The sequence below is a fragment of the Sphingomonas sp. A2-49 genome, from assembly GCF_025548555.1.
In the GTDB taxonomy this organism is placed as follows: domain Bacteria; phylum Pseudomonadota; class Alphaproteobacteria; order Sphingomonadales; family Sphingomonadaceae; genus Sphingomonas.
This window is the reverse complement of the sequence record NZ_JAJLPA010000030.1, coordinates 1-25,459: the sequence shown is the minus strand read 5'-3', so window position 1 is coordinate 25,459 and position 25,459 is coordinate 1. Positions and strand designations below refer to the sequence as shown.

Annotated in this window: 27 protein-coding genes and 1 tRNA gene; 19 read left to right on the top strand and 9 right to left on the bottom strand. The window is 69.1% G+C overall.

Annotation, left to right across the window (positions count from 1 at the left end; genetic code table 11):
• The first annotated feature begins 53 nt into the window (after positions 1 to 53).
• The 5 genes from LPN01_RS17335 to LPN01_RS17315 all read left to right on the top strand — a co-directional run bounded on the left by LPN01_RS17335 (position 54) and on the right by LPN01_RS17315 (position 6,368).
• The gene (locus LPN01_RS17335; RefSeq protein ID WP_262829678.1) at positions 54 to 3,437 is read left to right on the top strand and encodes a glycosyltransferase; all 3,384 of its coding nucleotides are present in this window, start codon (positions 54 to 56) and stop codon (positions 3,435 to 3,437) included.
• A gap of 65 nt (positions 3,438 to 3,502) precedes the next feature.
• Positions 3,503 to 3,916 carry a hypothetical protein gene (locus LPN01_RS17330; protein WP_262829677.1) on the top strand — a complete coding sequence of 138 codons (414 nt, stop codon included), beginning with the start codon at positions 3,503 to 3,505 and terminating at the stop codon, positions 3,914 to 3,916.
• A 415-nt stretch (positions 3,917 to 4,331) separates the two neighbouring features.
• Positions 4,332 to 5,087: a molybdate ABC transporter substrate-binding protein gene (gene modA / locus LPN01_RS17325; RefSeq protein ID WP_262829676.1), complete on the top strand. Its 756-nt coding sequence runs from the start codon at positions 4,332 to 4,334 to the stop codon at positions 5,085 to 5,087.
• Positions 5,087 to 5,776 carry a molybdate ABC transporter permease subunit gene (modB, locus tag LPN01_RS17320; RefSeq protein ID WP_262829675.1) on the top strand — a complete coding sequence of 230 codons (690 nt, stop codon included), beginning with the start codon at positions 5,087 to 5,089 and terminating at the stop codon, positions 5,774 to 5,776. The genes modA and modB overlap by 1 nt, the downstream gene beginning before the upstream one ends.
• The gene (locus tag LPN01_RS17315) at positions 5,766 to 6,368 is read left to right on the top strand and encodes an ATP-binding cassette domain-containing protein (RefSeq protein WP_262829674.1); all 603 of its coding nucleotides are present in this window, start codon (positions 5,766 to 5,768) and stop codon (positions 6,366 to 6,368) included. Before modB ends, LPN01_RS17315 begins: the two co-directional genes overlap by 11 nt.
• Positions 6,369 to 6,510: 142 nt before the next feature.
• Here the strand turns inward: LPN01_RS17315 and LPN01_RS17310 are convergent, their stop codons facing one another.
• From LPN01_RS17310 to LPN01_RS17290, 5 genes are all read right to left on the bottom strand, one after another.
• Entirely contained in the window at positions 6,511 to 8,736 is a 2,226-nt protein-coding gene (locus tag LPN01_RS17310) for a glycoside hydrolase family 3 N-terminal domain-containing protein (RefSeq protein ID WP_262829673.1), read from the bottom strand.
• Between the two features lie 150 nt (positions 8,737 to 8,886).
• The gene (locus LPN01_RS17305; protein WP_262829672.1) at positions 8,887 to 9,615 is read right to left on the bottom strand and encodes a PEPxxWA-CTERM sorting domain-containing protein; all 729 of its coding nucleotides are present in this window, start codon (positions 9,613 to 9,615) and stop codon (positions 8,887 to 8,889) included.
• 393 nt (positions 9,616 to 10,008) lie between these two features.
• Positions 10,009 to 10,557 carry a 30S ribosomal protein S9 gene (gene rpsI, locus LPN01_RS17300; RefSeq protein WP_262829671.1) on the bottom strand — a complete coding sequence of 183 codons (549 nt, stop codon included), beginning with the start codon at positions 10,555 to 10,557 and terminating at the stop codon, positions 10,009 to 10,011.
• The gene (gene rplM, locus LPN01_RS17295) at positions 10,558 to 11,037 is read right to left on the bottom strand and encodes a 50S ribosomal protein L13 (RefSeq protein WP_163958294.1); all 480 of its coding nucleotides are present in this window, start codon (positions 11,035 to 11,037) and stop codon (positions 10,558 to 10,560) included. It lies immediately after the preceding gene.
• A 144-nt stretch (positions 11,038 to 11,181) separates the two neighbouring features.
• A complete protein-coding gene (locus LPN01_RS17290) occupies positions 11,182 to 12,231 on the bottom strand; it encodes a COX15/CtaA family protein (protein WP_262829670.1) in 1,050 nt (349 codons plus the stop codon).
• A gap of 136 nt (positions 12,232 to 12,367) precedes the next feature.
• Here LPN01_RS17290 and LPN01_RS17285 point away from each other — a divergent pair, with 136 nt between their 5' ends.
• The 7 genes from LPN01_RS17285 (at position 12,368) to LPN01_RS17255 (ending at position 17,084) form a co-directional block, all read left to right on the top strand.
• Complete coding sequence (locus LPN01_RS17285; protein WP_262829669.1) at positions 12,368 to 13,342, top strand: hypothetical protein; 975 nt, start codon at positions 12,368 to 12,370, stop codon at positions 13,340 to 13,342.
• Positions 13,343 to 13,406: 64 nt separating this feature from the next.
• Positions 13,407 to 13,799: a MerC domain-containing protein gene (locus LPN01_RS17280; protein WP_262829668.1), complete on the top strand. Its 393-nt coding sequence runs from the start codon at positions 13,407 to 13,409 to the stop codon at positions 13,797 to 13,799.
• Between the two features lie 41 nt (positions 13,800 to 13,840).
• Entirely contained in the window at positions 13,841 to 14,305 is a 465-nt protein-coding gene (locus LPN01_RS17275; RefSeq protein ID WP_262829667.1) for a Fur family transcriptional regulator, read from the top strand.
• A gap of 53 nt (positions 14,306 to 14,358) precedes the next feature.
• Positions 14,359 to 16,284, top strand: coding sequence for a 1-deoxy-D-xylulose-5-phosphate synthase (gene dxs / locus LPN01_RS17270; protein ID WP_262829666.1), 1,926 nt, complete (start codon positions 14,359 to 14,361; stop codon positions 16,282 to 16,284).
• Positions 16,281 to 16,439 carry a hypothetical protein gene (locus tag LPN01_RS17265; RefSeq protein WP_262829665.1) on the top strand — a complete coding sequence of 53 codons (159 nt, stop codon included), beginning with the start codon at positions 16,281 to 16,283 and terminating at the stop codon, positions 16,437 to 16,439. Before dxs ends, LPN01_RS17265 begins: the two co-directional genes overlap by 4 nt.
• Before the next feature lie 13 nt (positions 16,440 to 16,452).
• Positions 16,453 to 16,680 carry a hypothetical protein gene (locus LPN01_RS17260; RefSeq protein WP_262829664.1) on the top strand — a complete coding sequence of 76 codons (228 nt, stop codon included), beginning with the start codon at positions 16,453 to 16,455 and terminating at the stop codon, positions 16,678 to 16,680.
• The gene (locus LPN01_RS17255; RefSeq protein WP_262829663.1) at positions 16,677 to 17,084 is read left to right on the top strand and encodes a PIN domain-containing protein; all 408 of its coding nucleotides are present in this window, start codon (positions 16,677 to 16,679) and stop codon (positions 17,082 to 17,084) included. The genes LPN01_RS17260 and LPN01_RS17255 overlap by 4 nt, the downstream gene beginning before the upstream one ends.
• Before the next feature lie 4 nt (positions 17,085 to 17,088).
• Here LPN01_RS17255 and LPN01_RS17250 read toward each other — a convergent pair whose 3' ends face one another.
• The gene (locus LPN01_RS17250; protein ID WP_262829662.1) at positions 17,089 to 17,760 is read right to left on the bottom strand and encodes an RBBP9/YdeN family alpha/beta hydrolase; all 672 of its coding nucleotides are present in this window, start codon (positions 17,758 to 17,760) and stop codon (positions 17,089 to 17,091) included.
• Between the two features lie 189 nt (positions 17,761 to 17,949).
• On the opposite strand from LPN01_RS17250, the gene LPN01_RS17245 reads away from it, so the two are divergent.
• The 5 genes from LPN01_RS17245 to LPN01_RS17225 all read left to right on the top strand — a co-directional run bounded on the left by LPN01_RS17245 (position 17,950) and on the right by LPN01_RS17225 (position 21,048).
• Complete coding sequence (locus tag LPN01_RS17245) at positions 17,950 to 18,708, top strand: TlyA family RNA methyltransferase (protein WP_262829661.1); 759 nt, start codon at positions 17,950 to 17,952, stop codon at positions 18,706 to 18,708.
• 63 nt (positions 18,709 to 18,771) lie between these two features.
• On the top strand, positions 18,772 to 19,323 hold the full coding sequence (locus LPN01_RS17240; protein ID WP_262829660.1) for a TspO/MBR family protein: 552 nt from the start codon (positions 18,772 to 18,774) through the stop codon (positions 19,321 to 19,323).
• 31 nt (positions 19,324 to 19,354) lie between these two features.
• On the top strand, positions 19,355 to 19,636 hold the full coding sequence (locus LPN01_RS17235; RefSeq protein ID WP_262829659.1) for an accessory factor UbiK family protein: 282 nt from the start codon (positions 19,355 to 19,357) through the stop codon (positions 19,634 to 19,636).
• Positions 19,637 to 19,733: 97 nt separating this feature from the next.
• A complete protein-coding gene (locus tag LPN01_RS17230; RefSeq protein WP_262829658.1) occupies positions 19,734 to 20,237 on the top strand; it encodes a YbjN domain-containing protein in 504 nt (167 codons plus the stop codon).
• 4 nt (positions 20,238 to 20,241) lie between these two features.
• A complete protein-coding gene (locus LPN01_RS17225; RefSeq protein WP_262829657.1) occupies positions 20,242 to 21,048 on the top strand; it encodes a pyrroline-5-carboxylate reductase family protein in 807 nt (268 codons plus the stop codon).
• A 1-nt stretch (position 21,049) separates the two neighbouring features.
• On the opposite strand, the gene LPN01_RS17220 is transcribed toward LPN01_RS17225, so the two are convergent.
• Positions 21,050 to 21,538, bottom strand: a complete 489-nt coding sequence (locus LPN01_RS17220; RefSeq protein WP_262829656.1) for a MarR family transcriptional regulator — start codon at positions 21,536 to 21,538, stop codon at positions 21,050 to 21,052.
• Positions 21,539 to 21,598: 60 nt separating this feature from the next.
• Here LPN01_RS17220 and LPN01_RS17215 point away from each other — a divergent pair, with 60 nt between their 5' ends.
• Positions 21,599 to 22,717 carry a branched-chain amino acid aminotransferase gene (locus LPN01_RS17215; protein WP_262829655.1) on the top strand — a complete coding sequence of 373 codons (1,119 nt, stop codon included), beginning with the start codon at positions 21,599 to 21,601 and terminating at the stop codon, positions 22,715 to 22,717.
• 80 nt (positions 22,718 to 22,797) lie between these two features.
• Positions 22,798 to 22,872: transfer RNA gene (locus LPN01_RS17210), tRNA-Gln, on the top strand.
• A gap of 587 nt (positions 22,873 to 23,459) precedes the next feature.
• On the opposite strand, the gene LPN01_RS17205 is transcribed toward LPN01_RS17210, so the two are convergent.
• On the bottom strand, positions 23,460 to 24,632 hold the full coding sequence (locus LPN01_RS17205) for an ROK family transcriptional regulator (protein WP_262829654.1): 1,173 nt from the start codon (positions 24,630 to 24,632) through the stop codon (positions 23,460 to 23,462).
• Positions 24,629 to 25,459 (bottom strand): hypothetical protein (locus LPN01_RS17200; protein ID WP_262829653.1); only part of this gene is annotated, 831 nt, incomplete at its 5' end. The genes LPN01_RS17200 and LPN01_RS17205, both read right to left, overlap by 4 nt.

The window sequence follows — 25,459 nt, the reverse complement described above, 5'->3', positions numbered from 1 at the left end:
TGACCTGATCCCGCCATTCGCCCGATCGCAAGGGGCATTCGGGAGTGAATTCAATGTCCGAGCATCCGGTATTCTTCGATGTCAGCGGCCGGCGGAAACGGCGCTTCACGTTCGGCGTCATCGCCTTCGTGCTGCTGCTGGTCCTGTCGGTGGCGGTGTTCGCACTGTCGATCGGCGCGGTGCCGGCGGCGCCGTTGCTGCCGGTCGAGGCGGAGCATCCCGTGCTGCACCGGCTCGCCGCGCCGCACGGCGTGATCCGTCGCGCCAAGCGCAGCATCGACTATTATGCCGGCCGGCTGTTCGGCACCGGGCAGGGCAAGGCCGCCGCGTCGGGCAATCCCGCGCTCGCCATCGCCTTCCATACCCCCTGGGACCCGTCGAGCGCGGCCAGCCTGGAACGCCACGTCGAACAGCTCGACTGGGTGATCCCCGGCTGGGTTTCGGTCACCGGCCCGGATCATCGCATCACCGTGTTCCGCGATGCCGCCGGGCGCGCGATCATCAACCGCGCGGTGCACCGGCCGGTGGTCGTCCCGATGATCCAGAACGTCCTCAACGGCGACTGGGACAGCAAGGGCACGGCGTCGCTGCTCGCCGACCCGCGCGCGCGCGCCGCCTTCCTCGACCGGCTGGTCCCGTGGCTCGCCGCGAACCGCGCGGGCGGCGCCTTCTTCGATTTCGAGGAGCTGCCGGCGAGCGCGCAGGCGAATTACCGCACGTTCCTGGGCGAGGCGCAGCGGCGGTTCGCCCCCCGCGGCTGGACGGTGTCGATCGCCGCGCCGGTCGGCAACCCCGACTGGAACCTCGCCGCCTATGCCGGGGTCACCGACAAGATCTTCCTCATGGCCTACGACGAGCATGAGGTCACCGGGCCGCCGGGGCCGATCGCGTCGCAACGCTGGTTCGCCGAACAGGTCGCCACCGCCGCGCGCGGCATCCCCGCGAGCAAGCTCGTCGTCGCGATCGGCTCCTACGCCTATGACTGGCATCCGAACGCGCGCGAAGGGTCCGGCGATTCGATGAGCGTCGAGGAGGCGTGGCAGAACGCGAGCGATTCGGGCACGATGCCGGTGTACGACCGGGCGAGCGGCAACAGCAGCTTCGCCTATAGCGAGGGCGGCAACCGTCACGTCGTCTGGCTGCTCGACGCGGCGTCCGCCTATAACCAGATGGCGTTCCTGCGCAGTGCCGGCGTCGGCAGCGTCGCGCTGTGGCGGCTGGGATCGGAGGATCCGGGCCTGTGGTCGCTGTTCGGCCGCGATCACCGGACGCTGCCCGCGCCCGCCGCGATCGATGCGATCCCCGCCGGCACCAACGTCGATATCGAGGGCGCCGGCGAAATCCTGAAGATCGGCGCGTCGCCCGTCACCGGCATCCGGCGCACGGTGCCCGGGCCCGGCGGCGCCATCGCCGACGTCCGGTTCGAGCGGCTCCCCTCGCCCTATGAGGTCGATCGGACGGGCTATCGCCGCCGCCAGCTCGCGCTGACCTTCGACGACGGTCCCGATCCGACCTGGACGCCGCCGATCCTCGACGTGCTGAAGCGCGAACACGTCAACGCGACCTTCTTCATGGTCGGCGAGAACGCGCTGACCCAGCGCCCGTTGCTGCGACGGATGATCGACGAGGGGAACGAGATCGGCAGCCACACCTACACCCACCCCAATCTCGCGGTGTCCTCCCCCGGCCAGGTGCGCTTCGAGCTGAACGCCAACCAGCGCCTGTTCCAGGCGTTCACCGGGCGATCGCTGCGCCTGTTCCGCGCGCCCTATTTCGGCGATGCCGAGCCGACGACCGCGGACGAGATCGAACCCGTGCTCCAGGCGCAGGATCGCGGCTATCTGTCGGTCGGCCTGCACGTCGATCCCGACGACTGGAAGCGCCCCGGGGTGCAGCAGATCGTCGATGCGACGATCGCGCGGGTGACGAGCGCACCCGACAATTGCGACGGCGATTCGGCCGAGGATTGCAGCCGCAACATCATCCTGCTCCACGACGGCGGCGGCAACCGTGCACAGACGGTCGCGGCGCTGCCGGTCATCATCGAACGGCTGCGCGCCCTCGGCTACCGTTTCGTGCCGGTATCCACGCTCGCCGGCTTCTCGCGCGCGCAGGCGATGCCGCCGATCAGCGCGAGCGACCAGCTGGCGGCGCGCGCCGACCTCGCGCTGTTCACCACGCTGGGCGGCGTCGTCGTCGGGCTGCACTGGCTGTTCTTCACCGCGATCGCGGTCGGCATCCTGCGCGCGCTGGCGCTGTCGGCGCTGGCGCTGATCCAGGCGCGGCGCGAGGGGCGGACGGTGTTCCCCGCGATCGACCCCGATCGCTTCGTCACGGTGATGATCCCCGCCTATAACGAGGAACGTGTGATCGAGCGGGCGGTGCGCGGCGTGCTCGCCTCGACCGAGGTGCGGATCGAGGTGATCGTGATCGACGACGGGTCGAGGGACGCGACCTCCGCCGTCGTCGCCGCCGCATTCGGCGACGATCCCCGCGTGCGGCTGCTGACGCTGGAAAACGGCGGCAAGGCGCGTGCGCTCAACACCGGGCTCGCGCTGGCGAAGGGCGAGATCGTGATCGCGCTCGACGCCGATACGCAGTTCGAGCCGACGACGATCGCGCGGCTGGCGCGCTGGTTCGACGATCCGCGGCTGGGCGCGGTGGCGGGCAACGCCAAGGTCGGCAACCGCGTCAACCTCGTCACCCGCTGGCAGGCGCTCGAATATATCACCGCGCAGAACCTGGAGCGGCGGGCGTTCGCGCGCCTCAATGCGATCACCGTCGTGCCCGGCGCGGTCGGGGCGTGGCGCCGCGCCGCGGTGGCGCAGGTCGGTGGCTATCCGCACGACACTTTGGCCGAGGACCAGGACCTCACCATCGCGATCCAGCGCGCCGGATGGCGGGTGCAATACGACCAATATGCCGTCGCCTGGACCGAGGCGCCCGAAACGATGCGCGCGCTCGCCAAGCAACGCTTCCGCTGGGCGTTCGGCACGTTGCAATGCCTGTGGAAGCACCGGTCGGCGATCGGCGGATCGCACCCGCGCGGGCTCGGCTGGGTCGGCCTGCCGCAGGCGATCGTGTTCCAGATCCTGCTCGCCGCGATCAGCCCGATCATCGATCTGGCGCTCCTCGTCAGCTTCGTCGTCACCTATCTCGACGTGCAGGCGCACGGCTGGGCGCAGACCAGCCACGATGTCTACACGATGCTGACCTTCTGGATCGTGTTCACCGCGATCGACCTGCTCGCCGCGACGATCGCCTTCGCGCTGGAACGGCGGGAACGGTGGCGGCTGTTGTGGCTGCTGGTGCCGCAGCGCATCGGCTATCGCCAGGTGATGTATTATGTCGTGCTGAAGGCGATCGCACAGGCGCTGCGCGGCCCGATGGTCGGCTGGGGCAAGCTCCAGCGCACCGGCCGGGTGACCGAGGGGTGAAGGGGACTGGTAAAGGTCGATGTGTCCATATATGACCGTCCTTCGCTAGAACGTAGGATGACCCAATGGCGATGAGGCAGATGTTGGTTGCTGCGGCCACGATCGTCAGCACGGCGGCGGGAGCGCAAACGTCCCCGCCCGTTGCCGGGCTATGTGCTCGGCTGGCGCCGCAAACGGGCTTGAAGCGCGAGCGTGACGGATCCTGGCGCGTCAACATGTTGGGCGGCCTCGGCGCCGCATTGTTCGGCGGAACGACAGGCGCGACCTTTCTCGTGGAGCCCGTCGAGGGGTCGACACCCGATCAGCATCTGGACAAGGCGTGCACGCAGGCCGGAACCGAGATCGCGTGCAAACTGGTGGGACCGGCCCGCATTACGGTCGGAACCAAGCGCGGTAACGCCACCGCCGACGTCGCATCGGGCGAAGCGGCGCAGGTCGGCATGAAGGGCCGTTATCTCACCTGCCGCGACGATCGATAAACCCGAAGGCAGTCACCGCGCACGGCCGATCGATCGACGTGGGCAAGATGGGCGCATAGGCCGGCCATCGGTCTTACGTTCATCACATTGTCCTCTGCGCCACGACCGATGACCCTATAACATCCTCGCCTGGGCTAGGGTGCGGTCGATCGTCGACGCCTGCCACCGTCGATCGCTGCCACGCCGTGTGTGACGCGCTCCGTCTCGGCCCGACGACGTTGCCGATGCGACGTCCATGATGCGCCCCGGCGGACAAGCATGCGTGCGATCATGGGCGACATGGGCTTCGCCAGGTGCCTGCTCGGGCGGAACCGGCTGGACCGCGATCGAAGCCCGGCCTGCGAAACGGCGGTCGCATCCATGCGAGGCTTGATATACGGCCGATCATAACAGTCGTTGTTCGAGGGTTTTGCCGATGGTCCGTCCCCTGTTGCTGGCGCTGGCGATGCTCGGCGTCGTGCCGTCCGCGTCGGCGCAAGCCAGGCCGCCGCTGGTGCTCGCGGCGGCCAGCCTCCAGGAATCGATGACCGCCGCCGCGGACGTCTGGGCGCGACGCGGGCATCCGCGGCCGGTGATCTCGTTCGCCGCCTCCTCCGCGCTGGCACGGCAGGTGGAGGCGGGGGGCGCGGCCGACCTGTTCGTGTCCGCCGATACCGAATGGATGGATGCACTCGCGGCGCGGCGGCTGATCGTCGCCGCGTCCCGCGTCACCTTCCTCGGCAACCGGCTGGTGGTGATCGCCGCGAAGGGCGACCGCGTGCGCATTCCGGTGCGTCCGCCCGCGGCGCTGGCGCGGGTGCTGGCGGCGGGGCCGCTGGCGATGGCGGACGCCCCGGTGCCGGCCGGAAGATATGCCGAGGCGGCGCTGCGCCGGCTCGGTGTATGGAGCGCGGTCGCGCCGCGCGTCGTGCGCGGTGACAGCGTGCGCGCCGCGCTGGCGCTGGTCGAACGCGGCGCCGCACCGCTTGGCATCGTCTATGCCACCGACGCCCGGGCGTCGCGCGCGGTACGGATCGCGGGCGTGTTCCCGGCGACGAGCCATCCCCCGATCGTCTATCCCGTCGCGCGCCTCGCAGCCTCGACCAACTCGGAAGGGGAGGCGTTCCGTCGCTTCCTCGTCAGCCCGGCGGGGAAGGCGGTGTTCGTCCGCTACGGCTTCACCGCGCGCTGATGCTTTCTGCCGCGGAATGGACGATCGTCGCGCTGTCGCTGAAGGTCGGCGCGGTGGCGATGCTGGCGGTACTGCCGGTCGCCTTTGCGCTCGCCTGGCTGCTGGCGCGGGGGCGGTTTCCCGGCAAGCTGCTGCTCGACGCGGTCGTCCACCTGCCGCTGGTGGTGCCGCCGGTGGTGACGGGCTGGCTGCTGTTGCTGGCGTTCGGCCCGGCGGGGCCGATCGGCGGCGTGCTGGAGCGCTGGTTCGGCGTCACCGTGCTGTTTCGCTGGACCGGCGCGGCGATCGCCGCCGCGGTGATGGCGCTGCCGCTGACGGTGCGCGCGATCCGGCTGTCGATCGAGGCGGTCGACCGCCGCCTCGAAAGCGCGGCGCGGACTTTGGGGGCCGGCCCGGCGCGCGTGTTCTGGACGCTGACGCTGCCGCTCAGCCTGCCCGGCGTGTTCGCCGGCGCGGTGCTGGGCTTCGCTCGCTCGATCGGCGAATTCGGCGCGACGATTACCTTCGTCTCGAACGTGCCGGGCGAGACGCAGACGCTGCCGCTCGCGATCTATTCCGCCTTGCAGCAACCGGGGGCGGAGGCGACGGTATGGCGGCTGTCGGCGATGTCGGTCGTGCTCAGCCTCGTGGCGCTGGTCGCGTCGGAACTGCTGACGCGCAGGGTGCGGCGGGGGCTGCATGTCCTTTGAGATCGCGGTGGAGAAGCGGCTGGGCGAGGCCGTGGTGGACATCGAGCTGGTCGCCGGCGCGGGCCTCACCGTGCTGTTCGGTCCGTCGGGGATCGGCAAGACGAGCGTGCTCAACATGGTCGCCGGCCTGCTGCGGCCCGATCGCGGCCGCATCGCGGTGGCCGGGCGGCCGCTGTTCGACGCGGCGGCCGGGATCGACATCGCGCCCGAGCGACGCCGCGCGGGCTATGTCTTTCAGGAACCGCGGCTGTTCCCGCACCGGCGCGTGCGTGCCAACCTGCTCTACGGTGCGGCCGGCGAGGATGGGCTGGCGGCGGTGGTCGCGATGCTGGGGGTCGGTCACCTGCTCGATCGCTGGCCACGGACGCTGTCCGGCGGCGAGGCGCGCCGCGTCGCGATCGGCCGCGCGCTGCTGAGCGACCCCGCCTTCCTGCTGCTCGACGAGCCTTTGTCGTCGCTCGACCGGGCGCGGCGTGGCGAGATCATGGACGCGATCCTGCGCGTCCGCGACGAGGCCGGGCTGCCGATCCTGATGGTCACGCACGACCCCGACGAGGCGGCGTTGCTGGGGACGCGGATCGTGCGGGTCTAGGCCGGGATCGGGGCGCGGCCGGATACTGCGGGAACGGGGTTTCCGGCAGCGTTCCCGATCGTGTCCGGTCGCGACGGGCGGCGGGCACGATCCCGCCCTCGGCGCGAAAATCGCGCGTTCCGGGCAGGCGGGGCGGAACGCGTCAGGCGAGCTCGAACTGCCGGCGCTCGCCGCCCGTCGCGCTGTCGGCGACCCAGACGTGGAAGGTGCCCGGCTCCACCACCCAGCCGTCGTCCTTCCAGAAGCGCAGGTCGTCGCGGGTCAGCGGGAAGCGGACCTGCTTCGCCTGGCCCGGCGCCAGCGTGACGCGCTGGAACCCCTTAAGCTCGCGGATCGGCCGCGTATGGCTGGCGACGACGTCGTGGATATAGAGCTGCACGACCTCGTCACCGGCGCGTGCACCGGTGTTGGTGACGGTGGCGGTGACCTCGAACCGGTCGGTCATCCGCGCCGGTACGACGACGTTCGAGATCGCGAAGCTGGTGTAGCCGAGCCCGTGGCCGAACGGATACAGCGCCTCGTTGCGCGTTTCGCGATAGCGCGCCTTGTATTCGGCGAGCGGGCCGTCGGGCTGTGGCCGGCCGCTGGTCTTGTGATTGTAGAAATACGGTTCCTGTCCGCTGAAGACGGGGAAGCTCGCCGACAGCCTGGCGGACGGATTGACGTCGCCGAACAGCACGTCGGCGATGCCGTTGCCGCTTTCGGAGCCCAGGAACCAGGTCGCCAGGATCGCCGGGGCCGCCTTGACCGCGCCCTCCAGCGCCAGCGCCCGGCCGTGGCGCAGCAGCACGACGACGGGCTTGCCGGTCGTGGCCACCGCCTCGGCCAGCGCCATCTGGGCCGGGGGAATGGTGATCTCGACGCGGGCCTGCGCCTCGCCCGACATCAGCTGCGTCTCGCCGACCGCCAGCAGCACGACGTCCGCCGCGCGTGCCGCGGCGACCGCGGCCTCGATGCCGCCGGGGATCGCGGCCTCGACCTCGGACCCCTTGGCGACCGTAACGTCCGCCTTGCGGTTGCGCAGCCCGGCGGCGATCGAGACGTTCAGCCTCTGGTCCGCCATGAACGCCCAGGTGCCGACGACATTCTCGACATCCTCCGCGAACGGCCCGACCAGCGCGATCTTCGTGCCCTTCGCCAGCGGCAGCACATTGCCCTCGTTCTTCAACAGCACGATCGATCGCGCGGCGGCCTCGCGGCTCAGCTTCAGCATCGCCGGCGTCGCCACGCTGGTCCGTTCCGCCTTGCTGCTGATCGAGCGATAGGGGTTGGCGAGCAGGCCGATCCGCTCCTTGAGGTGCAGCACGCGGCGCACGCCCTCGTCGAGCCGGGCGACCGGCACCTCGCCCTTCTCGACCAGGTCGGGCAGCCACAGGTTGAACAGGTTCGACTGCATGGCCATGTCCATACCCGCCAGGAACGCCTTCTTCGCCGCGTCGCGGCCGTCGCTGGCGTAGCCGTGGGCGATCAGTTCCTCGTCGGCGGTATAGTCGCCCACGACCATGCCGCCGAACTTCCATTCGCCGCGCAACAGGTCCGTCATCAGCCAGCGGTTGCCCGACGACGGCACGCCGTCGATGTCGTTGAACGCGCTCATCAGCGTCGCGACGCCCGCGTCGACCGCTGCCCTGAACGGCGCCAGATGGACCTCTTGCAGGGTCGACGGGCTGATCTCGGTGAAATTATACTCCATGCCGCCCGACACCGCGCCGTAGGCGGCGAAATGCTTGGCGCAGGCGGCGACGCGGGTCGCGTCCGTCAGGTCGGGGCCCTGGAAGCCGCGGACGCGCGCGACGCCCAGCGCGGCGCCCAGATAGGGGTCCTCGCCCGATCCCTCGGCGACGCGGCCCCAGCGCTGGTCCCGGGCGACGTCGACCATCGGCGCGAAGGTCCAGTGGATGCCGAGCGCGGTGCTTTCCAGCGCGGCGGCGCGCGCGGTGCGCATCGCGAGGTCGGGGTCGAACGCGCACGCCTCCGCGATGGGCAGCGGATAGGCGGTGCGCAGGCCGTGGATGACGTCGCCGGCGAAGATCAGCGGGATCCTGAGCCGCGTCTGCATCGCGGCATCCTGCGCCGCCTTCGCGCCGGCATAGCCGACGCCGTTGAACAGCATGCCGATCGCGCCGGTCCGGATCCGGGCCAGCTGCTCGCTCGCGCCGCCGCTGGCGAGCCCGGGGTTGAAGGGCACGCCGATCGGCCGGATCTGGTCGGAGAAGCAGGATAATTGCCCCGCCTTTTCCTGCGGCGTCATCCTGGCGATCAGGCTTTCGACGCGGTCGCTCTGCGCCAGCACCGGCGCCCCGAACGTCAGGCCGGCGAGGGTCGCGCCGGAGGCGAGCATCTGGCGGCGATCGAGGATGGCGGGCATGACGGGCGGCTCCTGGTCGTTTCGCTGTGGCCGCCGGGGCTAGCCCCGGTGCCGCGTCAGGGCAACCCACGGGCGTGCGGGGATTTCCCGCAACTCACGCGCAAGCGAAGGCCGCCGGAACGATCCGGCGGCCTTCGTCGCGTCGCGCGATCAGGCGGTCTGCATCGCCGTGCTGCGGCGGCGGTTGCGCGCCGCGAAGCCGACCATGCCGAAACCCAGGATCATCATCGCCCAGGTCGCCGGCTCGGGCACGGCGGCGGTGAACGACACGTTGTCGAACTCGAACGCACTGTTGTTGCCCTGGTTGTAGAACTTCGCCCCGTAGAAGACGGTGCCGTCGGTGCCGGTGAAGGTCACGCGCCGGTTGTTGGAGGGCGTCATGGCGCCGAGCGGGATGGCCCCGCCGGACATGGCCGTCCCGGAATAGGTGCCGATCGCCGTACCGGCCGCGTCGAGCAGCTCCACCGTGTTGTAGGTGTCGAGCGAGCCGACGAACAGGCTGATGCTGGAGAAGGCCTGCGTGCCCAGCAGCTGCAGCGACGATTGCAGGCCGAAGCTGTCGATGCCGCCGATGGCGAAATAGCCGTTGCCGTCATTCGGGTTCGGCGCGAACGCGAACACGCCGTACGGCGTGACGCCCGTGGGGCTGACGGTGGTGCGGCTGGCCAGCGCGCCGTTGAACGTCGCGGTGAGGCCCTTCGACGCGGCTTCGGCGGCGGTGCCCGCATCGAGATCGAACGTCATGTTGATGGTGCTGCCCGGAACGGCGAGATGGTTCGACCCATCGGCGGCGACCGAGGTGATCTGGGTGGCGGCCGAAGCAGGTGCGGCGGCGAGTGCAGTACCGAGAGCGAGCAGCGAAAGAGCGGTGCGGATCATGATAAGTCCCTCTAGTTAAACGTTTTATCCGATACGTCACCCCGTCGGCGACTATTCGGTAGGACATCGTTAGAAGATCGAATGATGATCGAGAAAGGGGTAAGTTAATCCCAAAATGAAGCAGCTATAAAATTGTTCTTCTATTACAGCGTTCATTATTGTTAACGTAGCAAAGTGAAACGCGCGGAATAGAACTTTTGTGGCGTATGATGTCGGTGACGATTCATCGCGAATTCATTCGTTAATCATATCCACGGGGCAGGCGATTCGCGGCCGGATGCTGCGAGCCGGCGGCGTATCTTGCGCGAGGCCTGCCGGATGATGCTGAAATCACAAACAAAAAGGGCGGCCCGTTGCCGGACCGCCCCTTGTCGACAGCGATGTCGTCGCGTTTTAGCGCTTCGAGAACTGGAAGCTGCGGCGTGCCTTGGCGCGGCCGTACTTCTTGCGCTCGACGGTGCGGCTGTCGCGGGTCAGGAAGCCCGCGGCCTTTACCGGCGCGCGCAGCACCGGCTCGAACCGGGTCAGCGCCTGGCTGATGCCGTGCTTGACCGCGCCGGCCTGGCCCGACAGGCCGCCGCCCTTGACGGTGCAGACGACGTCATACTGGCCTTCGCGCTCGGTGATGCCGAACACCTGGTTGATGACGAGGCGCAGCGTCGGCCGTGCGAAATAGACTTCCTGATCGCGACCGTTGATCGTGATCTTGCCCGAACCCGGCTTGATCCAGACGCGGGCGACGGCATCCTTGCGGCGACCGGTCGCATAGGCGCGGCCGAACTTGTCGAGGATCTGCTCGCGCAGCGGCATCGTCGGGACGACGTGCGTCGGTGCCGCGGGGGCCTCGCCGTCGGTCGTCACCGCCGGTGCGGCGTTGGCGGCCGGTGCCGGCTGCTGCGTCAGCGACGCGAGGTCGGAAAGGGACTGGCGATTGTCGGTCATTTACGCGCCCACCTTGTTCTTGCGGTTCATGCCCGCGATATCGAGAACTTCCGGGTTCTGAGCTTCGTGCGGATGCTCGGTGCCCTTGAAGATGCGCAGGTTGCGCATCTGCTCGCGACCCAGCGGACCGCGCGGGATCATGCGCTCGACGGCCTTTTCGAGGACACGCTCGGGGAAGCGGCCTTCGAGGACCTTGGCGGCGGTGATGCCCTTGATGCCGCCGGCATAGCCGGTGTGCTTGTAATAGACCTTCTTCTCGGCCTTGTTGGACGTGAAGCGGATCTTGTCGGCGTTGATGACGATGACGTTGTCACCGCAATCGACGTGCGGGGTGAACGACGTCTTGTGCTTGCCGCGCAGGACGTTGGCGATAATCGACGCGGTGCGGCCGACCACCAGGTCGGTGGCGTCGATGATGTGCCACTTCTTCTCCACCTCGTGCGGCTTGGCCGACTTGGTGGTCTTCATGAGCGCCTTCATGGCGTGGACCTTTCGGTTTGAAACGATGCACGCCGCCCCGGAAAGGACGGCGTGATTGAGCGGCGCAATGATCGAAAGGCAGGCCGAAGTCAAGCAAACCGGGCGTTTGCTGACGGGTAAAATGATACCATGATCGTCGCGGGGCTATCGGACGGACCGTTCGTCCGCCCGTCCGGTGGCATGCGCGGCGAAGACGGTCGCGATCAACAGCAGGGCGGCGTTCGCCTGATGCGCCACCGCGATGTCGATCTGTACGCCGCTCATCAGCGTGGCGATGCCGAGGATGATCTGGAGCGTGACCAGCCCGACGACCCAGAAGCCGGCCTTCGACCCGCTGCGCGTCGCGCGCGCCGCCAGCCACGTCAGTCCCGCCGCGGCCGCGAACGCCCACCAGCGGTGGATGAACTGCACGACCACCGGATTGTCGACCGCATTGGCCCAGCCGGGATCGACCATCGGCACGCCCGCGGGAAAGATCGCATCGCCCATCAGCGGCCAGCTGGCGAAGGCATAGCCCGCATCGAGCCCGGCGGTGAACGCGCCATAGACGAGCTGCACGAACAGCAGCGCCAGCGCGACGACCGCGACGCGGGTCATTCGCGCAGGGAAGGCCAGCGGATCGCGATGCAGCGCGATCAGGTCGAGCGCGGTCCACACGATCCCGGCGAGGATCGTCAGCGCGGTCAGCAGGTGCACCGCGAGCCGGACGTGGCTGACGTCGGTCCGCACCGACAGGCCCGATGCGACCATCCACCAGCCGATCGCCCCCTGCAATCCGCCGAGCGCCAGCAGCGCGACCAGCCGCCAGCCATATCCCGCCGGGATCCGGCGCCGGATCGCGAACCACAGCAGCGGCAGCGCGAAGGCGGCGCCGATCACGCGGCCGAGCAGACGGTGCGCATATTCCCAGAAGAAGATGCTCTTGAAGCCCGCCAGCGTCATGCCCTGATTGAAGGCGGCATATTCGGGAATGCGGCGGTAATTGGCGAATTCCGCCTGCCATTGCGCCTCGTTCAGCGGGGGGATGATCCCGCTGATCGGTTTCCATTGCGTGATCGACAGGCCCGATTCGGTGAGCCGGGTGATCCCGCCGACGACGACCATCGCGACGATCAGGGCGGCGACGGCGAACAGCCATCGTGCGACGGTGCGTGGCCGGGCACGCGAGAGAAAGGCGGCGCTTGGCTGGAGCATGCGCGCGCCATACGCCGATTGCACCGGGGTGGCCAGCGGTGCGTGCGGGATCCGGCGATGCCCGCGTCCCGACCGCGCGCGGACGCGAAACCGCCGCAATCCCCGGTGCAGGATCGCGCCGGAACGGGTCGAGGACATGCCATTGATCGCCGCTGCACTGTTGCTTTCCACGCTCGCCGCCGCGGCGCCGGACTGTGGCCACGTCCCCGCGTCGCGGCAGGGCGACGCCGCGGACCAGGGCGTCCGGCACGTCTTCCAGAACGGGGGGCGGGCGCCGCTGCGGCTGTTCTGGATCGACGCGCAGGGCCGGCGCGTCGAGCAGGGCGGTATCGCGCCCGGCGGTATCCTGTCGCTGCAAACCTTCGCCGGGCATGTGTTCGTGGTCGCCGATCCCGCCGGCCGTTGCCGCGAGGCGGTCCGGATCGGCGATGGCCTGACCGGCACCTATATCGGCACCAGTCGCTACCGGCCCGTCGCGATCCGCGCGGGCTGGCCGGTGTTCGTCGACCGCGCGCTCGATCCGCGGGCGGATCCGGCGCGGGCCGCGCTCGCGACGATCGCGGGCATGCTCGACCGGACGGTGGCGGCCTTGCCCGCCGCCGCGCTGGCCCGGATCCGGCGGACGCCGATCTTCGTCCACGACCATGCCGGGCCGGGCGTCATGTTCCACCGCGACCCCGAATGGCTGGTCGCGCATGGCCGGACGGTGGAGATGGTGGACGGGATCGAGGTGTCGGACGCGGGCGTGTTCGTCGAGGACGCCAGGGTGCAGCCCGGCGCGATCCTGCACGAACTGACCCATGCCTTCTACGGGACGCTGTCCGACGCGCAGCGCCTCGATATCGACCGCGCCTATCGTCGCGCGGTCGATGGCGGCCTCTACCGGCAGGTGAAGCGGCACGACGGATCGGTGACGGATGCCTATGCGCGTACGAATGCCGCGGAATATTTCGCCGAGCTCAGTGAGGCCTATTTCAGCCGCAACGATTTCTTCCCGTTCACCCGCGCCGAGCTGGCGGCATACGACTCCGACGGCGCGCGGCTGGTCACCCGGCTCTGGTTCGGGCGGGACGCTGCGGATGGCGCGGATCACGATCGGCTCACACCATAAATCGCCGTCCGGATCGAATGTGATGTTGTAACCTGCCGCGACGGCGCCTAGATCATCGCGACCGATGACCCATACGACTCACCCTGCGCGCCGCTTCGGCTGGGCCGGGCTCGACCGCGCGGCGATCGCGCTGTCGGGGCTGTGCGTGGTGCATTGCCTGGCGAGCGCGGTGCTGCTGGCGATGCTGTCGGCGGCGGGTGGGCTGCTGCTCAACCCGATCTTCCACGAAATCGGCCTGTCGATCGCCATCCTGCTCGGCGCGCTCGCGCTGGGGCGCGGGGTGATGGAGCATGGCTATGTCATGCCCGCGTCGATGGGTGCGTTCGGACTCGGCATCATGGCCGGCGCGATGACGCTGCCGCACGAGGGTGGCGGCGGGGCGGAAACGCTGTGGACCGTGATCGGCGTCGGCCTGCTCGCCTTCGGCCACGACCTCAACCGTCGCGCGGTGATCTGACGCGGCTTGTCGCGGGGGCGGGGGCGCCCTAGATCGCAGGCATGGCAGGCCATGCACACGATCATCACGAGCCGCAGGGCGCCGACCTGACCCGCGCCGCGCAGGCGACGCTGGAAAAATCCGGCGAGCAATGGACGCAGATGCGCGCGAACGTGTTCGAGGCGCTGGCCGGCTTCGCGAAACCCGCCAGCGCCTATGACATCGCCGAGGCGCTGTCGAAGAGCGAGGGGCGCCGCGTTGCCGCGAACAGCATCTATCGCATCCTCGACGTGTTCGTGGCGTCGAACCTGGCGCGCAAGGTCGAAAGCTCGAACGCCTATGTCGCCAACGCGCACCCCGATTGCCTGCACGACTGCATCTTCCTGGTGTGCGATTCCTGTGGACAGACGGTGCACCTTGACGACGACGTCGTGACCCGCGGCGTCAGGAACGCGGCGCAAGCGGCTGGTTTCTCTCCGGTTCGTCCCGTGATCGAGGTGCGCGGCAAGTGCGCGGACTGCGCCTGACCGCCGGACCGGCGACAATCGACAGCCCGTCCGCAACCGCGTAGACGGGCGGAATGTCCGAACTACCCGACACGCCGTTGCTCGATACCGTCAAGACTCCGGAAGAGCTTCGAAAACTAAGGCCCGAACAGCTCCGCCAGCTTGCCGACGAGCTGCGCCATGAAACGATTTCGGCGGTCGGCACCACCGGCGGGCATCTGGGCTCCGGGCTCGGCGTCGTCGAGCTGACGACCGCGATCCACTATGTCTTCGACACGCCGCGCGACCGGCTGGTGTGGGACGTCGGCCACCAATGCTATCCGCACAAGATCCTGACCGGGCGCCGGGATCGCATCCGTACGCTGCGCCAGGGCGGCGGCCTAAGTGGCTTCACCAAGCGCAGCGAGAGCGAATACGACCCGTTCGGTGCCGCGCACAGCTCGACCTCGATCTCGGCGGCGCTGGGCTTTGCGGTCGCCAACAAGCTGGCGGGCACGCCGGGGCGCGGCATCGCGGTGATCGGCGACGGTTCGATGTCGGCGGGCATGGCGTACGAGGCGATGAACAACGCCGAACAGGCGGGCAACCGGCTGGTCGTGATCCTCAACGACAACGACATGTCGATCGCGCCGCCGGTCGGCGGGCTGTCGGCATACCTGTCGCGCATGGTGTCGAGCCGGGAATTTCTGGGCGTTCGCGAGATTCTGAAGAAGTTCGCGCGCCGCCTGCCGCGTCCCTTCCACCAGGCGGCGCGCAAGACCGACGAATTCGCCCGCGGCATGACGATGGGGGGCACGCTGTTCGAGGAACTGGGCTTCTATTACGTCGGCCCGATCGACGGCCACAACCTCGACCATCTGATCCCGGTGCTCGAGAACGTGCGCGATGCGGAGGAGGGGCCGATCCTCGTCCATGTCGTCACCAAGAAGGGCAAGGGCTATGCCCCGGCCGAGGCGGCGGCGGACAAATATCACGGCGTCCAGAAGTTCGACGTCATCACCGGCGCGCAGGCCAAGGCGCCGCCGGGGCCGCCGCAATATCAGAACGTCTTCGGCGACCAGCTGGTGAAGGAAGGGCAGCGCGATCCGACGATCGTCGCGATCACCGCGGCGATGCCGTCGGGCACCGGCGTCGACCGCTTCGCCAAGGCGTTTCCCGATCGCGCGTTCGACGTCGGCATCGCCGAACAGCATGCCGTCACCTTCGCCGCCGGCCTCGCCGCGCAGGGCATGCGGCCGTTCTGCGCGATCTATTCGACCTTCCTCCAGCGCGCCTACGACCAGGTCGTCCACGACGTCGCGATCCAGAACCTGCCGGTGCGCTTCGCGATCGACCGGGCGGGGCTGGTCGGTGCCGACGGCGCGACGCACGCCGGGTCGTTCGACGTCACCTATCTGGCGACGTTGCCCAATTTCGTCGTGATGGCGGCGGCGGACGAGGCCGAGCTGGTGCATATGACGCACACCGCCGCGTGCCACGACAGCGGCCCGATCGCGGTCCGCTATCCGCGCGGCGCGGGCACCGGCGTCGCCTTGCCGGAGGTGCCGCAGCGGCTCGAGATCGGCAGGGGCCGCATCGTGCGCGAGGGCAAGACGGTCGCGATCCTGTCGCTCGGCACCCGGCTGGAAGAGGCGCTGAAGGCGGCGGAGGTGCTGGAGGCCAAGGGCCTGTCGACCACCGTCGCCGACCTGCGATTCGCCAAGCCGCTCGACGAGGCGATGATCCGTCGCCTGCTGACGAGCCACGAGGTCGCGGTGACGATCGAGGAGGGCGCGGTCGGCGGTTTCGGTGCGCACGTCCTGACGCTCGCGAGCGACGAGGGGCTGATCGACGGCGGCCTCAAGCTGCGCACGATGCGCCTGCCCGACACCTTCCAGGACCAGGACAAGCCCGAGAAGCAATATGCCGACGCCGGGCTCGACGCGGAGCATATCGTGCAGACGGTCCTGACGACGCTGCGGCACAACAGCGCGGGCGTGACCGAGGGCGCGCGCGCGTGAGCGGACCGGTCAAGGCGGCGATCATAATCGCACTGGCGGTGATCGTGCTCGTGGCGCTGAACGTCCGCATGTATCGGGCGATGAAGACGGCGACGGCAAGGGGGCGCGCCGCCGCGGCGGCCGACGACCCGCTCGCATCCGGTTCGGACCTATGATAGGGTCGACGCCATGAAACTGACCAGGACCCCCGATGGCTATGTGGTGCAGGTGCCCGCCGATGTCGCGGCGGCGCTGGGCCTGCGCGATGGCGACGATGTGGAGTTGAGCAAGGCCAGCGTGACGACGGTCGCCGTATCGCCGGCAGATCGCGATAGTGCGATCGCCCGGATGCGTGCTCTGGCCCGCCCTTTACCCCCGGACTACAAGTTTGATCGTGAGGAAGCCAACGCTCGGTGAGCCGGACGTTCTTCGACTCTAACATCCTTGTTTATGCTTTTACGCCCGGTTCCCGGAGCGAGATCGCCTATGCCCTTTTGAACAGGGGCGGCGTGGTCAGCACGCAGTCGTTGAACGAATTGGCCAACGTGCTCCGCCGCAAGCAGAAACAGGACTGGCTGGCGGTTCATAACGCGATTCAGGCCGTGATCGATCGTTGCCCGACGATCGTGGCGCTCACGATGCAAGTGCAGCAATTGGGTCTACGCATGGCCGAGCGTTACAGGCTGTCCATCTACGACGGCATGATCGTGGCCGCGGCGCTGACCGCCGAATGCGACATCCTGTATTCCGAAGACATGCACGACGGCCTCGTCATCGACGGGCGCCTGACCGTCGTGAACCCGTTCGCGCCCGCCGCCTGACCGCTCATCGCCCCAGATAGTGCGCCTGCGCCGCATCGGTGGCGTTGATCGCCAGGATCGACCGGGCATCGCCGGGGGGACGCGCATGGCCCTGGCCGTCGCTGCCCGCGGCGATGACGCGGCCGAGCAGTTCCTGACCGTCGTGCCACCATCCGAGTCCGCTCGCCGCGTTGATGTGACCCTGCGGCCCCGCGTCGACGAAATGGCTGCCCCATTGCGCGGCGAGGCTGTGCGCGCGGTCGGGCGTGATCCAGGGGTCGTTGCTGGACGCGACGACGATCGAGGGGAAGGGCAGCGGCGTGCGCGGTGTCGGCGCGAAGGCGCGCAATTCGTCCGGCGCCTCCGCCCGGTCGACGTCGGCCGGCGCGACCAGCAGCGCCCCCGCGACCGGCCAGCCATAGGGTTGCGGCGACAGTTCCGCCCACCATGCGACGGCAAGGCAGCCGAGGCTGTGCGCGGCGAGGATCACCGGCGCTTCGGCGCGAGAGATCGCCTGGTCCAGCTTGGTCACCCAGGCATTGCGGTGCGGCGTGTTCCACATGCCAAGTTCGACGCGAACGGTGTCCGGCCGCGCCTCCTCCCACAAGGTCTGCCAGTGAGAGGGGCCGGAGCCGCCAAGGCCCGGCACGGTAAGGATGGTCGGTTGCGCGGCGTCGAAACTGGAAAATCCGGTCATGGCAGCATCTCCCTCCGAAACGAGGACGAGACGTCCGGTGCCAGGGCATCCGCCGCTCGACCTCTGGTTCAGAACCGAGAGTTAATCCTACCGTTCCACTGGGCAATCGCAAATGCGTCCAGTCGAACGCGCGCCACGGCGGACCGCATGGGGTGACGCGCGGGTGGATCGGCGGCTAAGGAACGGCGCATGGCAAAGACCCGCGCAGACCAGATGCTCGTCGATCGCGGCCTCGTCGAATCACGAACCCGGGCGCAGGCGCTCATCATGGCCGGGCTGGTGTTCGCCGGCACGCGCAAGGTCGACAAGCCGGGACAGGCGCTGGCCGACGATGTCGTGCTGGACGTACGCGGGCGCGATCACCCCTGGGTGTCGCGGGGCGGCATCAAGCTGGCGCACGGGCTCGACCGGTTCGGCTGGGACGTCACCGGGGCGGTCGCGATCGATGTCGGATCGTCCACCGGCGGGTTCACCGACGTGCTGCTGACGCGCGGCGCCGCGCGGGTCTATGCGGTCGACAGCGGTACCAACCAGCTCGCCTGGACGCTGCGACAGGACCCGCGCGTGATCGTCCACGAACAGACCAGCGCGCGCATCCTCTCCGCGGCGCACGTCCCCGAGACGGTCGACCTGATCGTCTGCGACGCGAGTTTCATCGGCCTCGCCAAGGTGCTCGAACGGCCGCTGACCTTCGCGGCGCCGGGCGCGCGGTTGATGGCGCTGGTCAAGCCACAGTTCGAGGCCGGGCGCGAAGAGGTGGGGAAGGGCGGCGTGGTCCGCGATCCCGCGGTGCACGCCCGCGTCTGCGACGCCGTCGCGGACTGGCTGTCGGGCGCGGGGTGGACGGTGGCCGGACTGGTCGAGAGCCCGATCACCGGGCCGGAGGGCAATGTGGAATTTCTGATCGCCGCGTCCCGATCTGAACCGTCATCCGAACGATTGTCATAGCGGACGCTTTACGAACCATGCGTGGCGCGGCAAGGCTGCGCCGTGGGCATAGAGGAGTACAGGGTGGGCGGCATCGCATCGAAGGGTCAGCTGCGCCTGTCGTTCCTCCGCTGGGCGATCGTGACGGTGCCGTTGATCCTGCTGCTCGGCTTCGCCTCCGGCCGCGCCTATCCGGCGGGCAGCGAGAACGCCTGGTACATGGCATTGCAGAAGCCGTCGGCGACGCCGCCGGGCTGGGTGTTTCCCGTCGCCTGGACCTCGCTGTACATCCTGCTCGGCCTCGCGGTCGCGATGATCCTGCATGCGCGCGGCGCCACGGGACGGGCGCTCGCGCTGGGCGTGTTCGCCGCGCAATTCGTGCTCAACCTCGCCTGGACGCCGCTGTTCTTCGGCCTGCACCGCGTCGATGCGGCGCTGGCCGTCATCGTGCTGATGCTGGCGCTGGCGATCCTCGCCACCGTCCTGTTCGGGCGCATCCGGCCGCTCGCGGCGTGGCTGATGGTGCCCTATCTGGTGTGGATCAGCTTCGCCGGCGTGCTCACCTGGCGGATCGGACAGCTGAACCCAGGTGCGGAAACCCTTGTGCCGGCGTCGCACACCTCCCAAATGCTGTGACCGACAGTCCATTGCGCCGGGAAGAACAGTTATGCAGTCCGACAATCGCGTGTTCGACGACCTCGTCAAGCTGGTGAACGGTGCCGCCGGAACGCTGGCGGGCGTCGGTCGCGAGGCGGAGGCGGGCGCACGGTCGCGCGCGCGCGAGTGGATCGGCGGGCTCGACTTCGTCAGCCGCGACGAGTTCGAGGCGGTGAAGGCGATGGCCGTGGCCGCGCGCGACGAGAACGACGCGCTGCGCGCCCGGCTGGACGCGATCGAGGCGGCGCAGTCCGCCGGTGCGTCGTCCGCGGATCCGGCGCCCGCCGCCTGACCGACTTATCCACAGTATTGTCGACACTGTTGTTCACTGCGGGGTTGCCGGCGCGTTTTTGCCTCGGCAGCCTCGCCGTGCGATAAGGGGCGCGACCATGCTCGACCACGCCGAACACGACCAGGAACCCGCCGCGCCGATCGACATGCTCGAGGCGTATTACGCCGCGCATGGCTGGGAGCACGAGCGTCACGACGACGAGATCGTCGCGACCGTGAAGGGCAGCTGGACGACCTACGAACTGCGCGCGCTGTGGCGCGAGGACGACAGCGTCCTCCAGTTCCTCGCCTTCCCCGACATCAAGGTCACCGACGATCGCCGCAGCGCGGTCTACGAGGCGATCGGGCTGGTCAACGAGCAGCTGTGGATCGGCCATTTCGAATTGTGGTCGACCTCCGGCGTGCTGCTGTACCGCCATGCCGCGATGATCGACGGCGAGGACGAGGGCACGATGTCGCTCGGGGCGACCGAGCTGCTGGTCGAATCGGCGATCGAGGAATGCGAGCGCTTCTATCCGGTGTTCCAGTTCGTGCTGTGGGGCGGGAAGACGCCCCGGGACGCGCTCGCCGCCGCGCTGATCGAGACGCAGGGCGAGGCCTGAGCCGATGCGGCTGCTGATGGTCGGCGCCGGCAACATGGGCGGCGCGATGCTGCGGCGCTGGCTCGATGGCGGGATGGACCCCGCGACCGTGACCGTCGTCAGTCCGAGCGGACGACCGATGCCGGACGGGGTGTCGGCGGTCGCTGCGATCCCGGAGGCGGCGGTCGCGACGTTCGACATGGTCATGCTCGCGCTGAAGCCGCAGCAGCTGGCGACGCTGCGCGATGGTCCATTGGCCGGTCACGCGCCGCGCCTGCTGGTGTCGATCCTGGCAGGGGTGGAGGAAGCGACGCTCGCCACGCTCTGCGCCGCGGGGGCGGTCGTCCGTGCGATGCCGAACCTGCCCGTCGCGATCGGGCAGGGGGTGACGGCACTCCATTCGTCGCGGGCGGATGCGGCGATGCGTGCCGAACTCGTCGCCCTGATGCAGCCGCTGGGCCTCGTCGAATGGATCGCCGACGAGGCGCGGTTCGACGACGTCACCGCACTGGCGGGATGCGGCCCGGGGTTCGTGTTCCGATTCGCCGACGCGCTCGCGCAGGCGGGGGCGGCGCTGGGGCTGCCGGCGGACCAGGCGGCGCGGCTGGCGCTGGCGACGCTCGCCGGATCGGCGCGCATGGCCGCGGACGCCGATGCGAGCCCGGCCGTGCTGGCCGACCGGGTCGCGAGCCCCGGCGGGTCGACCCGCAAGGGGCTAGACGTGCTCGACCGAAGCGACGGGCTGCAGGCGTTGCTGACCGAGACGCTGCGCGCCTCGGCGCGCCGCAACCGCGAGATGGCCGCCGCGGCGCGCGGTTGCGCCGCGCGCTAGCTCAGGACCGCAATCCGTCGACCTGGGCGCGGTCGGCATCGGGGATCATCCCCTCCAGCACCGCCCAATAGCCCGACACGGCGTCCTGCCCCGCGGCCTGATAGGCCTGCGACATCTTCTGCCGGACCGATTCGAACAGGTCGCTCTCCATCGTCGCGCCTTCCTGCGTCAGCCGCAGCAGCCGCTGGCGCCGGTCGCGTTCGCCGGGACGGGTGGTGACCAGCTTGCGGTCGGTCAATTCGTTGAGTACGCGCCCCAGCGATTGTTTCGTGATCGCCAGCAGGCCGAGCAGTTCGCTGACCGTCAGGTCGGGTTTGCGGGCGATGAAATAGAGTGCACGATGGTGTGCGCGGCCCAATCCTTGTGCTGCGAGCCCCTGGTCGACGGAGCGGGTGAGATGGCTGTGGCCAAAATACAAAAGCTCCATGCCGCGACGGAGTTCGGGCTCGCGGAGGAACTGGGCGGAAGCGGAGGGAGCTGTGGCAGCCATGTTGACCGGTTTAGCCACCCGCCATACGCGTCCGCAACCCCTGATGCCTGAGAGAAATCGATGAACACCGCTTTCACGCCCGATCAAACGCCCGCACCGGCCCCGTTCCGCTTCGATCCGAGCACCGCGCCGGTCGATGCCGGCACGCGGTCCGCGAAGCTCGTCGACCCCGGTTTCGGGCGCGTGTTCACCGACCATATGGCCGTCGTCCGCTACAACGAGCAGCAGGGCTGGCACGACGCCCGCATCACCGCGCGTGCGCCGATCACCGTCGATCCCTCGACCGCGGTGCTGCACTACGCGCAGGAAATCTTCGAAGGGCTGAAGGCCTATCGCCTCGACGACGGCGCGATGGCGCTGTTCCGGCCCGATGCCAATGCGCGCCGTTTCAACAATTCCGCTCGGCGCCTCGCCATGCCGGAACTGCCCGAATCGCTGTTCCTGCAATCGTGCCGCCAGCTCGTCATGACCGAGCGCGCCTGGTTTCCCGCGGTCGACGGCGGCGCGCTCTACCTGCGCCCCTTCATGTTCGCGAGCGAGGCGTTCCTCGGCGTCAAGCCGTCGTCCGAATATCTGTACATGGTGATCGCCTCCTCGGTCGGCGCCTATTGGAAGGGCGGCGCGCGCGCGGTGTCGATCTGGGTCAGCCAGGATTACACGCGCGCGGCCCCCGGCGGCACCGGCGAGGCCAAGTGCGGCGGCAATTACGCCGCCAGCCTGCTCGCCCAGTCGGAGGCGATCCGTCAGGGCTGCGACCAGGTCGTCTTCCTCGACGCGGTCGAGCGGCGCTGGGTCGAGGAACTGGGCGGCATGAACGTCTTCTTCGTGTTCGACGACGGATCGATGGTGACGCCGCCGCTGACCGGCACGATCCTGCCCGGCATCACCCGCGATTCGATCATCCGCATCGCGCGCGACCAGGGGATCGAGGTCCGCGAGGAGCCCTATGCCATCGACCAGTGGCGCGCCGACGCGGCGAGCGGCCGCCTGACCGAGGCGTTCGCCTGCGGCACCGCCGCGGTCGTCACCCCGATCGGCGAGGTCGCCGGCCCCGACGGTCGCTTCCGCATCGGCGGTGGCGGCACCGGCCAGCTGACGCAGCGCATGCTCGACGCGCTGTCGGCGATCCAGCGCGGCCGCGCACCCGATCCCCACGGCTGGCTGCAACGGCTCGACTGACGGCGCGCGGCGGCCAGACGAAAAGTCGTGCCGGCGGGGCTTTTCACACCCGCCGACACGGCTATAAGGCCGCCTCTCGTTGGGGCGTCGCCAAGTGGTAAGGCAGCGGCTTTTGGTGCCGCCATCCGCAGGTTCGAATCCTGCCGCCCCAGCCATTTCCGGCATCAAGCCATTGTTCCATCGGTGGAAAGATCGCTTTTGCCGCTGATGGGAACCGGGGGTCGTGATGCCTCCGCGTGACGCGTCCGATCCTGCGATCCCGAACATCAAGCGCGGGCGCGCCGTCTATCATCGGCGTGGAGCCATCCGGTTTCGGGATGGTCAACCTCTCTTTCCAAGCCCTAGTCTGGGAACGGCTACCCGGTCGGCATCGCGCCACATCGGCAATACCATGATGGCTGAGAACGGGCTGCTGAAGATGGACATGGTCCGGACTGGCCGTCCGCCTGCCTAATTTGGAGCCTCGTCGACATCTACGGGAACATGGTGCCGAGTCCGCAACTGGGCTTCCGCGGATCCGGCAAGCCCACCGAACATCCGTTGGCGAAATGTTTGAGCGGACTGGTGCGCGCCGAATGCCCGACGCGTAATTGGTCCTGGGCTTGGATGACATACGGGTGGGTTTAGGGCACGGACGCGTGACTGCGAGGCGCACCTTGCACATAGCTTCCGGCGGCAGCTCTATCCCGACAAAGTGATTTTTTGCACGGACTATCAACGCGGACCATCCCGTGGGCGCGGCTCAGGTCGCGGCTCCCGCTTCAGGGTCGAGGAATGCTGCCCGCAGCGGCAAAGCCGCGGCACCGATCGCCGCGGCATCCCCGTCGATCAGCGAAGGCACGATATCCGGTGCGGGCCGGTGGAACCCGCGCCGCTCCGGATTGGTGAAGCGGATCCGTTCCGCGATCCGCGATGCGAGGGCGCGCGGCAGGCGCCCGCCCAGCACGATCACGCCAGGGTCGATCGTCGCCGAGATCGCCGACGCGACGAGGTCGAGCGAGGGCATGCAGCGGTCGAGCCACGCGTCGACGGCAGCATGCGCGACGTCGAAACGGTCGAGCATCGCGTGCAGGTCGGGGAATGCGATCCCCATCTGCACAAACGTCATGCGCAACGCCTCGAGGTTCGGCTGCGGCCAGTCCGCAGGGATGATAGAGGCGAACTCCCCGGCGTTGCCGTGCCGGCCGCGCAGGGGCAGTCCCTGCGATATCACGCCTCCGCCGAACCCGGCGGCGAAATACAGATAGGCGAAGTCGCGCGAGTCACGGCCATGGCCCAGCATCGCCTCGCCGACGGCGGCCACGTTGCCGTCATTGTCGATCCACACCTTTTCCCCCAGCGCCTCGGCAAGGATCGTGTCGAGCGACACCAGGGCCCAGGGGTCGAGCAGCCGTGGCGGGTTCAGCTTGGCGCCGTCACCGATGAAGTAGCCGGTGACGCCGATACCGATGCCGACCAGCGTCGACCGATCGCGTCCGGCGTCGGCGATGGCCGTGTCGATCATCGCGCGGATCTGGCCACAGGCCGGGGCGAGCGCGGTATCGACCAGTCGCTCGCTGCGCGTGCTGCTGACCCGCCCCGCCAGGTCGAGCAGGACGAGCGATATCGCATCGGTCATTACCGACAGCCCGATCGAGAAGGCGGCATCGCCGTCGAGCGCCAGTTTCGCGGCAGGCTTGCCGCGCCCGGCGGCGACCGGCGACGCCTCGCTGAGCAAACCACGCGCGATCAACGGTTCGACCAGCCGGGTGATAGAATGCGGCGCGAGCCCTGTGAGCCGGGCGAGGTCGGCGCGGCTCGCCGGCCCCTGCCGGGACAGCAGGTCCATCACGACGCGTTCGTTGGCGGTCGCGGTGCGTCGCCCGTCTTCGCGCAGGAGGCGGGGCGGATAGTCTCCTGCTGTGATCGCCGTCATGTGGCGGGGAAACCCGGTGACCGGGTTTGTGTCAAGCGCAGGGCAAATATGGCCGCCGCGACGAGGCATGCGATCGCGACCGTCAGCGCGAAGACGACGTACGCCCCGGGCGCGAACGTCGAAACCCGGCCGAGCCCGCCGGCCAGGACGACCCCGGCGAGCCCGACCGCGAGCTTGGAGGCCATCGTGTAGAGGCCGTAGCCGCGTGGCCCGATCGCCAACAGGGGCAGGATCGCCCAGCCGACCAGATTGCCGGCGCCCATCGCCAGCCCGAGCATCACCAGCATCGCAGGACCCGCGGTCCAGGCGAAGCCGGCCGCGACGACGGCCGCTCCGGCATGGACCAGCGCAAGGCGCCTCAGCCCCTGGGACATCGTGCGCAGCCGGACCGGGAGGAGCGCGGAGACGGCCCGGCCGACGATCAACAGGATCAGAACGGACGTGCCGGTCCCGGGATGATAGCGGCCGGGCGGCAGATGCAGCACGGCTTTGGCGAGCGCCCCCAGCGCAACTATCCCGATCACGCTCGCGACGAGGAACGGCAGAGGCAGGCCGTCGGTCGCCTGTGGTCCCGCGACGCCGGATGGCGATGCCGGCGATGTCGGCGGAAACGCGATGAGCAGCGGCACCATCGCCGATCCGATCAGGGCGCCGGCAGCCGCCATGCCGCACAGCAGCGGCGTGATCGCCGGGACACCGTCCGCGCTCGCGATCGCGGCGGCCAGCAGCGAGGCAAGCGCGGTCGCCACCGTGCGATAGCGCGCCAGGCGAACCGCCCGCGCCGGCGTGTCGCCCAGCCGGGTGAGCAGGCTGTTGTGCGGCACGTC